This is a genomic window from Algoriphagus sp. (genome assembly GCF_029254265.1).
Lineage (GTDB): Bacteria > Bacteroidota > Bacteroidia > Cytophagales > Cyclobacteriaceae > Algoriphagus.
Genome location: NZ_JAQWXX010000129.1, coordinates 1 through 8101 on the forward strand (window position 1 = coordinate 1; position 8101 = coordinate 8101).

General features: G+C 40.2%; 7 protein-coding genes. 4 read left to right on the forward strand and 3 right to left on the reverse strand.

Going from position 1 to position 8101, the window contains the following annotated elements; genetic code table 11:
- Positions 1-149 precede the first annotated feature (149 nt).
- Both P8O16_RS19110 and P8O16_RS19115 read right to left on the reverse strand, forming a co-directional pair.
- A complete protein-coding gene (locus P8O16_RS19110; RefSeq protein WP_300317542.1) occupies positions 150-1223 on the reverse strand; it encodes a mannose-1-phosphate guanylyltransferase in 1074 nt (357 codons plus the stop codon).
- A gap of 1 nt (position 1224) precedes the next feature.
- A complete protein-coding gene (locus tag P8O16_RS19115; RefSeq protein ID WP_300317544.1) occupies positions 1225-2193 on the reverse strand; it encodes a KpsF/GutQ family sugar-phosphate isomerase in 969 nt (322 codons plus the stop codon).
- A gap of 95 nt (positions 2194-2288) precedes the next feature.
- Between P8O16_RS19115 and recQ the strand changes: the two genes are divergently transcribed.
- The 4 genes from recQ to P8O16_RS19135 all read left to right on the forward strand — a co-directional run bounded on the left by recQ (position 2289) and on the right by P8O16_RS19135 (position 7731).
- Complete coding sequence (gene recQ / locus P8O16_RS19120; protein WP_300317546.1) at positions 2289-4466, forward strand: DNA helicase RecQ; 2178 nt, start codon at positions 2289-2291, stop codon at positions 4464-4466.
- Positions 4467-4481: 15 nt separating this feature from the next.
- A complete protein-coding gene (purD, locus tag P8O16_RS19125; protein WP_300317547.1) occupies positions 4482-5774 on the forward strand; it encodes a phosphoribosylamine--glycine ligase in 1293 nt (430 codons plus the stop codon).
- A 129-nt stretch (positions 5775-5903) separates the two neighbouring features.
- Entirely contained in the window at positions 5904-7283 is a 1380-nt protein-coding gene (gene ricT, locus P8O16_RS19130) for a regulatory iron-sulfur-containing complex subunit RicT (RefSeq protein WP_300317557.1), read from the forward strand.
- The gene (locus P8O16_RS19135; protein ID WP_300317550.1) at positions 7276-7731 is read left to right on the forward strand and encodes a gliding motility lipoprotein GldH; all 456 of its coding nucleotides are present in this window, start codon (positions 7276-7278) and stop codon (positions 7729-7731) included. Before ricT ends, P8O16_RS19135 begins: the two co-directional genes overlap by 8 nt.
- A 6-nt stretch (positions 7732-7737) precedes the next feature.
- Here the strand turns inward: P8O16_RS19135 and P8O16_RS19140 are convergent, their stop codons facing one another.
- A complete protein-coding gene (locus P8O16_RS19140) occupies positions 7738-7977 on the reverse strand; it encodes a GNAT family N-acetyltransferase (RefSeq protein ID WP_300317553.1) in 240 nt (79 codons plus the stop codon).
- Between the last annotated feature and the right edge of the window lie 124 nt (positions 7978-8101).

The following is an 8101-nucleotide window of genomic DNA, read 5'->3' on the forward strand; positions in this document are numbered from 1 at the left end:
GAAAGAATACCTCTGAAAAACTAGTTTTCAAAGGACTGGCTTCGTCGGCCTACGGCCTCCTCTGCCAGTCCTTTGAAACATAAATTTAAACCTAGACACAGTTTAATGAACTATCCCAATTATAAAAGCTAAACTAAAAGGCGAGGATTTCAGATGAATTCCTCGCCTTTTTTTCTTGCACTTGTGACAAACTCTCTGAATTTTTTCTCTGCATCCAGCTTACAAATCAAAAGCACATTTCCGTTTTCACTTACCAGATAATTATCCAAGCCTTGGATGACCACTAGCTTGTCAGGACTGGCTTTTATGTAGCAATTTTCAGTTTCATAAAGCATTGCATTTGCTTCCACCACATTATTCTCGTTATCTTTTTTCGCTACTTCATGAAGACTATTCCAAGAACCAAGGTCTGACCAACCAAAATCAGAGGGAAGTACATAGACATGATTGGATTTCTCCATAATTCCATAATCAATCGAAATGCTCTTCAATTGGGTGTACGCTCGAGAGATAAATGCAGCTTCACTTTCAGAACCAAAGAACCCTAATCCTTCATCAAATACCTCGGCCAAGTCAGGCATGTACTTTTCGAAAGCATGGATTATGCTACTGGTTTTCCAAACAAACATGCCTGAGTTCCATACAAAGTCACCACTATCGAGGAATGTCTTTGCGAGTTTCAGGTTTGGTTTTTCTGTAAAGGTTTTAACTTTTTTTACCGATGAATCTGGATTATCAATGTACTGTATATAACCATATCCCGTCTCTGGACGGTTTGGAGTAATCCCAAGCGTAATCAATCGCTTAGTCGTCTGAGCTGCTGCAATCGCTTGGGAAATGGTCTTTGCGAATTTACCTTCTTGTAAAACCAAATGATCAGCCGGAGAAACAACCAAAGTTGCATGAGGATCAATCGAGTGGATTTTATAAGAGGCGTAAGCAATACAAGCAGCAGTGTTTTTCCGAAGTGGCTCGACAAAAATCTGGTGATCGGCAAGATCTGGCAACTGTTCCTTTACCAGATTCAAATACTTTTTGTATGTGATTATTACAAATCTATCCTGATCGGCAAACTCGATGAATCGATCATACGTCATCTGAAGGAGTGAACGACCCGTACCTAGAATATCCAAGAATTGCTTGGGTCTCCTTCTTCTGCTGTGCGGCCAGATTCGAGTTCCGATTCCTCCAGCCATGATCACTATATAGGGTCTACCGTTCATTTTAAACTATTCCTTCTTTCATCAATTCATGAATATGAACAAATCCAACAATATAATCTCCATCCATTGCTACTAGCTGCGTAATATTGTGATTACGCATGAGATTATAAGCACGAACGGCAAACTCATCTTTTGAAATAGTTTTGGGATTAACAGTCATGATTTCAGATGCTTTAACCGACTGAATATCAAGTGTTTTTTGAAGCATTCTTCGAAGATCACCATCTGTAATGATTCCTACCAAACGATCATTTTTATCCACAACGGCGGTAGCACCGAGGCGCTTACCAGAAATCTCCAAGATCACCTCCGTAAGTCCAGCATCTTCCGAAACTTTTGGTATCTGATCTTTTCCCAAAACGTCTTCGACTTTCAGATAAAGTTGTTTTCCGAGAGATCCACCCGGATGAAACTTTGCAAAATCTTCTGGGGTAAATCCTCTTGCTTCTAAAAGGCATACTGCCAATGCATCTCCTAAAGCTAAGTGAGCGGTGGTACTAGTCGTAGGTGCAAGATTATTAGGGCAAGCTTCCTCACCAATCGTCGCATTTAAAACATAATCTGCATGCTCGGCAAGATAGCTTTTGGTGTTTGATACTAACCCGACTAATACAGATCCTGATTTTTTAAGGAGAGGAACCAACACTTTTATCTCGGGCGTATTCCCACTTTTTGAGATACAGATTACGATATCTTCAGATTGGATCATTCCCAAGTCGCCGTGAATCGCATCCGCGGCATGCATAAAAAGCGCAGGTGTACCGGTTGAATTTAAGGTTGCTACAATTTTATTTGCAATTATTGCACTTTTCCCAACCCCAGTGACCACTACTCTCCCTTTGGAAGCGAGAATTCGCTCCACACAAGCTTCAAAATCATGATCCAAGTAATTAATAAGATTAAGTATCGCCTGAGCTTCATTTTGAAGTACTCTTGTGGCTGTTATTCTAATATTTTTAGCTAAATTCAATTTTGGCTGAGTTTATCATCTGAGTCAAACAAAGGTATAAAACTTATTAATCATTCCTGTTTGACAGGCTTTCATCACCCTTATTCATTTTCATTGTGGAAGAAAAAGTAAAAGCAGATCTTAAAAAAATCTTTGGCTTCAGTCAGTTCCGTGGAAATCAGGAAATGATTGTAGATAACCTTCTGAATAAGAAAAACACATTCGTAATCATGCCAACCGGGGCAGGCAAATCACTTTGCTATCAGCTTCCTGCGGTTATGAATGAAGGTACAGCAATAGTAATTTCTCCTTTGATAGCCCTGATGAAAAATCAGGTAGATCAATTGAATGCTTTAGGAATCAATGCACATTTTCTAAATTCTACGCTCAATAAATCTGAAGCCACAAAGGTTAAAAATGAAGTATTGAGTCAGAAGACAAAACTACTTTATGTTGCTCCGGAGTCGCTTACTAAGGAGGAGAACATCGAGTTCCTAAAGAAGGCAAAATTAAGTTTTGTGGCTATTGATGAAGCACATTGTATTTCGGAGTGGGGGCATGACTTTCGTCCGGAATATCGGAGAATCAAAGCAATTGTGGCTCAAATAGGTCCAAACCTACCCATAATTGCACTTACGGCTACAGCTACACCAAAAGTCCAACAGGATATACAGCGAAACCTTCAGATGGAGGAAGCAGATCTTTTCAAGTCATCTTTCAACCGGACCAATCTGTTTTATGAAGTTCGTCCAAAAGTGAAAAATGATTCCAAGAAAAGTCTGATCAAATTCATCAAAGGTCATAAAGGTAAATCTGGCATTATTTATTGCCTGAGCAGAAAAAAAGTAGAGGAAATCGCCGCACTTCTTCAGGTCAATCAGATTAATGCTGCTCCATATCATGCGGGTCTTGACTCAGCAGTCCGAATCAAAAACCAAGACGATTTTCTAAATGAGGAATTGGATGTCATCGTGGCAACCATTGCATTTGGAATGGGAATCGACAAGCCGGATGTACGCTATGTCATTCATTATGATGTCCCCAAATCATTGGAGGGATATTATCAGGAGACCGGCCGGGCGGGTAGAGATGGCTTAGAAGGTCATTGTTTGATGTTTTACCGCTATGATGACATTGTCAAGTTGGACAAATTCAACAAGGACAAAGCTGTCACAGAGCGAGAGAATGCAAAAGTACTTTTGCAGGAAATGGCTGCATATGCTGAAACCGGAGTTTGCAGAAGAAAATTCATCCTCAACTATTTTGGAGAAACGATGGATGATGATTGTGGATTCTGTGATAATTGCAAGCGTCAGCGAGAAACTTTCGAAGGATTGGAATTAGTGACCCTAGCCTTGGAAGCAGCGAAACAAACTAATGAGCGTTTTAGGCTAGATCACTTGGTCAGTGTACTCATCGGTGAAAAGACCGACTACGTCGAAAGCTACAAACATGATGAGCTACCGATCTTTGGAAGTGGTGCCGATCAAACTTCCAAAACTTGGGTAAGTGTGATTCGGCAAGCAATGATCAAGGATTTTCTGGAAAAAGATATTGAAAATTATGGCGTTTTAAAGCTGACACCGAAAGGCAAAGATTTCTTGGAGTCTCCTTATTCGATAGATTTATTTAAGGACCATGATTTTGATGCTGAAGTAGAAACTGAACAAGCTGAAATTGAAATTAATGCAGGAATCGCTTATGATGAGAAGCTTTTTGAATTACTGAAAGCAGAGCGGAAAAAAGTTGCAAAATCAAAAGGACTACCTCCTTATGTGATCTTCCAAGATCCTTCGCTGGAGGAAATGGCAACTGTTTATCCAACAACTAGAGAAGAGCTTGCTCAGATCAATGGGGTAGGTATGGGAAAAGTCGCTAAATTCGGTGCTCCATTTCTGAAGTTGATAGCAACTTATGTTGAGGAAAATGAAATAGAGACTGCAGCTGATGTTGTCGTGAAATCCTCCGGTACAAGATCGAAGGTTAAAATTTCAATAATTCAGCAAATCGATCGAAAAATTGATTTGGATGAAATTGCCGAAAATCTCAACATAAGCTTATCTGATTTGCTCCAAGAAATTGAGCAAATCATCTACAGCGGGACTAAATTAAACATCGATTACTACATTCATCATATCATGGATGAGGAGCGAGAAGATCTCCTTCATGATTACTTCATGACAGCTAGTAGCGATAATATTAAAGAGGCATTGGAAGAACTGGAAGATGAGGACTTTGCAGAAGATGAATTGCGAGTCTATCGGATCAAGTTTATTTCCGAACATGCCAATTAAAAAAGAATTGAGTCAATGAATATACTCTTATTGGGAAGCGGAGGCAGAGAGCATGCTTTCGCATGGAAGATCGTACAAAGCCCCGATTGCTCCAATCTTTATGTTGCACCAGGCAATGCCGGAACTTCCGATATTGCAATAAACGTTTCTCTTGGAATCACTGATTTTGAGGCAATTAAAAATTTTATCTTGGCAAAAGAGATAGGATTGGTTGTCGTAGGACCAGAAGAGCCATTAGTCAAAGGAATAGTAGACTTTCTCCAAAACCAACCTGAAACTGCTGATATTCCTGTAGTTGGACCTTCTCAACTGGGTGCTACACTTGAGGGAAGCAAGGATTTTTCAAAACGCTTTATGATGCGAAATGGAGTTCCCACTGCTGCCTATGAGACGTTTACTGCTTCAGAACTGGAAGAGGGTTTAGCTTATCTCGAACGGCAAAAACTTCCTATTGTACTCAAAGCTGATGGATTAGCTGCTGGAAAAGGCGTTTTAATCTGCCTTACGTTGGAAGAAGCAAAGTCCTCTCTGAAAGAAATGCTTTTGGATCAGAAATTTGGGGAAGCATCATCCAAAGTGGTTATTGAAGAATTTCTGACTGGAATTGAACTTTCCGTATTTGTAGCAACAGACGGAAAAAACTATAAAATTTTGCCCGAGGCAAAAGATTACAAACGAATCGGCGAAGGCGACACAGGATTGAATACCGGCGGAATGGGTGCGGTCAGCCCTGTGATTTTTGCCGATGAGGCCTTTATGAGAAAAGTTGAGGAGCGCGTTGTCAAGCCTACAGTTGAAGGTCTGGCAAAAGAAGGAATTCCTTATAAAGGATTCTTATTTATAGGCCTAATGAACAACAATGGTGATCCATTCGTGATAGAATATAACGTCAGAATGGGAGATCCGGAAACAGAGGCAGTTCTGCCTCGAATCAACAGTGATTTCCTCGGGCTTTTGAAAGGAATCGCTACAGGAACTTTAGCGGATTATAATCTGGAGATTTCCAAAGATTATGCAACGACTGTTGTAATGGTCAGCGGAGGATATCCTGGTTCATACGAAAAAGGATTCCCGATCACTCTCCCAAAAGAACATTCTGGAAGCGTTATCTTCCATGCGGGTACAGCTTTTAATTCGCAGGGAGAATTAACCAACCAGGGAGGAAGAGTTCTAGCGATTACAGGTCAGGGAAAAACCCTAGCCGAAGCACTTGATCATGCTTTTAGTACAGTGAATTCTATCACTTGGAACAAAGCATATTTTCGAAAAGATATCGGACAAGATATCCTTAAATTAATAGATAAATAAACCCAAAATCATTCAGGGGAAACTCTGTGAATATAAAATATGGCTGGATGTAGTACTTGCTCCACTTCCTCAGGGGGAACTGGAGGCTGCCAAAGTAACGGTACTTGTGGGACGAGCGATTGCAATAAGATGAATGCCTTTGACTGGTTAAGTCATATGGGTATTCCTGAGGTAGATAATTTTGACATTGTTGAAGTGAAATTCAAAGGTGGACGAAAGGAATATTATAGAAATGTAGATTACATCCAGCTAAATACTGGTGATCCTGTAGTCGTAGATGTGACAAGCGGCCACCACATCGGACATGTTTCCCTTCAAGGGGAGCTCGTCAGACTTCAGATGCAAAAGCGAAAAATCAGAGATGATGATAATATCCTTCGAATCTATCGTATAGCAAATCAAAAAGATATGGAGCGATGGGGCGAAGCCCAAAACAGGGAAATCCCTAGCCTATATCGCTGCCGTCAAATCATAGATGAGCTTGGCCTGAAAATGAAAATGTCTGACATTGAATATCAGGCAGATAATTCCAAAGCTACTTTCTACTATTCCGCTGAGGAGCGGGTCGATTTCAGAGAATTAATCAAATTGTTGGCCGGCGAATTCAGAATTCGGGTAGAGATGAAGCAAATCAGCCTTCGCCAAGAAGCTGGAAGACTTGGAGGAATCGGAGTTTGCGGACGTGAACTTTGCTGTTCCACATGGTTGGTTGATTTTAAAAACGTTAGTACTTCGGCTGCCAGATACCAGAATCTCTCACTTAATCCAGGCAAACTAAGCGGACAATGCGGCCGATTGAAATGCTGCTTGAATTATGAGTTGGACACTTACATGGATGCTATCAAGGATATTCCAAATGTAGATCGACCATTGATGACTGAGTCTGGACCGGCTAAGCTTCAGAAAACTGACATTTTCCGCAAGCTGATGTGGTTTAGCTACAACAACGATAATGATTGGCATACGATCTCCTGCGATCGAGTTAGAGAGATTCAAGAACTAAATGAAAAAGGGATCAAAGTATTTAACCTTCAAGTAGACAAGTCTACTGATATCGAAGATTTAGCTGCTAAGTCTACTCGTGAATTGGAACTTCTGGATAAGAAGTTTTCTATCAAACCTGCGCGCAAGAAAAAACCAAAAAATAAGCGGAATACCGACTCCACCAACAGAAATCAGGCTCCTGCTGCCTCAAACCAGCCCAAACCTCAAGAGAGTCAGCCTAAAAGTGAAGGGCAAAATGAGCCTAGGACAGGTCAAAATCCACAAAAGCGTAGAAATAAAAACCGAAATAAGCCTCGCAATCCACAAAGCGGTCAAGCCCCTATTACAAAGCCCGAGAATGTAACCCCTTCTCAAAATCCGCCGAAACCAAAACGTCAAAATGTAGAAAAACCTAAGCCTAGTACTCCTCAGGATAATTCGGGAGAACAAAAGCCTCAGGCGAAAAGAAGGTTTCCTCCAAGAAAAAATCAAGGTCCTAATCCCAATTCCTCCGGAAATGAATAAGATCAGATTTACAATTATTTTATTTGTTTTTTCAACCTTCTTTAGCTGCTCAGGAGATCGGCTTTTTGAAGATTTTAAATCTATTGAAACAGGCAGCTGGGATGTCTCTGATAGTATTTCCTTTGAATTAAATGAATTAGATCTCGAGAATCGAACCACCTTAATAGCGGTTCGATTCAACGAGAACTATTCTTTTTCTAATTGCTATATAAGAGTAATTGGAATGGACTCATTAAACAAGGTCATAGAAAATACGCTAATCAACGTCCCCCTTTTTGATTCAAAATCCGGTAAACCTCTCGGAAAAGGCTTCGGTAATACCTACACCCGATATGATACGATTCCATTTTTATTAAATACAGAAACCAAAAAAGTGTCATTTGTTCAATACATGAGACAAAATAAACTTGACGGAATTGAGGCGATTGGAATAAAGATATTGAAATAGTTATTTCTAAATATTCTTTTCAAAACAAACACTATTCACAATTCCTTTGTACTGTCCATAGTTTGGGATTCTGACAAATCCACTTTTCTCGTATAGTCTAATGGCTTCGACTTGCTTTTTCCCTGTTTCCAAAACGAATCTCCTTGCCCTTAATTCTTTACCCCATTTTTCCAATTCAGATAGAACCTTGCCGGCAACTCCTTTTCCTCTACTAGAAGGATGTGTAAACATTCGTTTTATCTCCATTTCTTCGTATCCATCCGATCAACCCCATATTGCTAAAGGCCTCCTGACTGTATAATGTTGCAGGATGAAAAACGTAAGCAACGAAGAATACTATTCCCTTTTCTGTAAATGGAGGGAATCCGGT

What these genes read in the sequence shown, in the direction of transcription:
- P8O16_RS19140 (WP_300317553.1), bottom strand. Translation starts at nt 7,977, where the DNA reads ATGGAGATAAAACGAATGTTTACACATCCTTCTAGTAGAGGAAAAGGA.
- P8O16_RS19110 (WP_300317542.1), bottom strand. Translation starts at nt 1,223, where the DNA reads ATGAACGGTAGACCCTATATAGTGATCATGGCTGGAGGAATCGGAACT.
- purD (WP_300317547.1), top strand. Translation starts at nt 4,482, where the DNA reads ATGAATATACTCTTATTGGGAAGCGGAGGCAGAGAGCATGCTTTCGCA.
- P8O16_RS19135 (WP_300317550.1), top strand. Translation starts at nt 7,276, where the DNA reads ATGAATAAGATCAGATTTACAATTATTTTATTTGTTTTTTCAACCTTC.
- ricT (WP_300317557.1), top strand. Translation starts at nt 5,904, where the DNA reads ATGAATGCCTTTGACTGGTTAAGTCATATGGGTATTCCTGAGGTAGAT.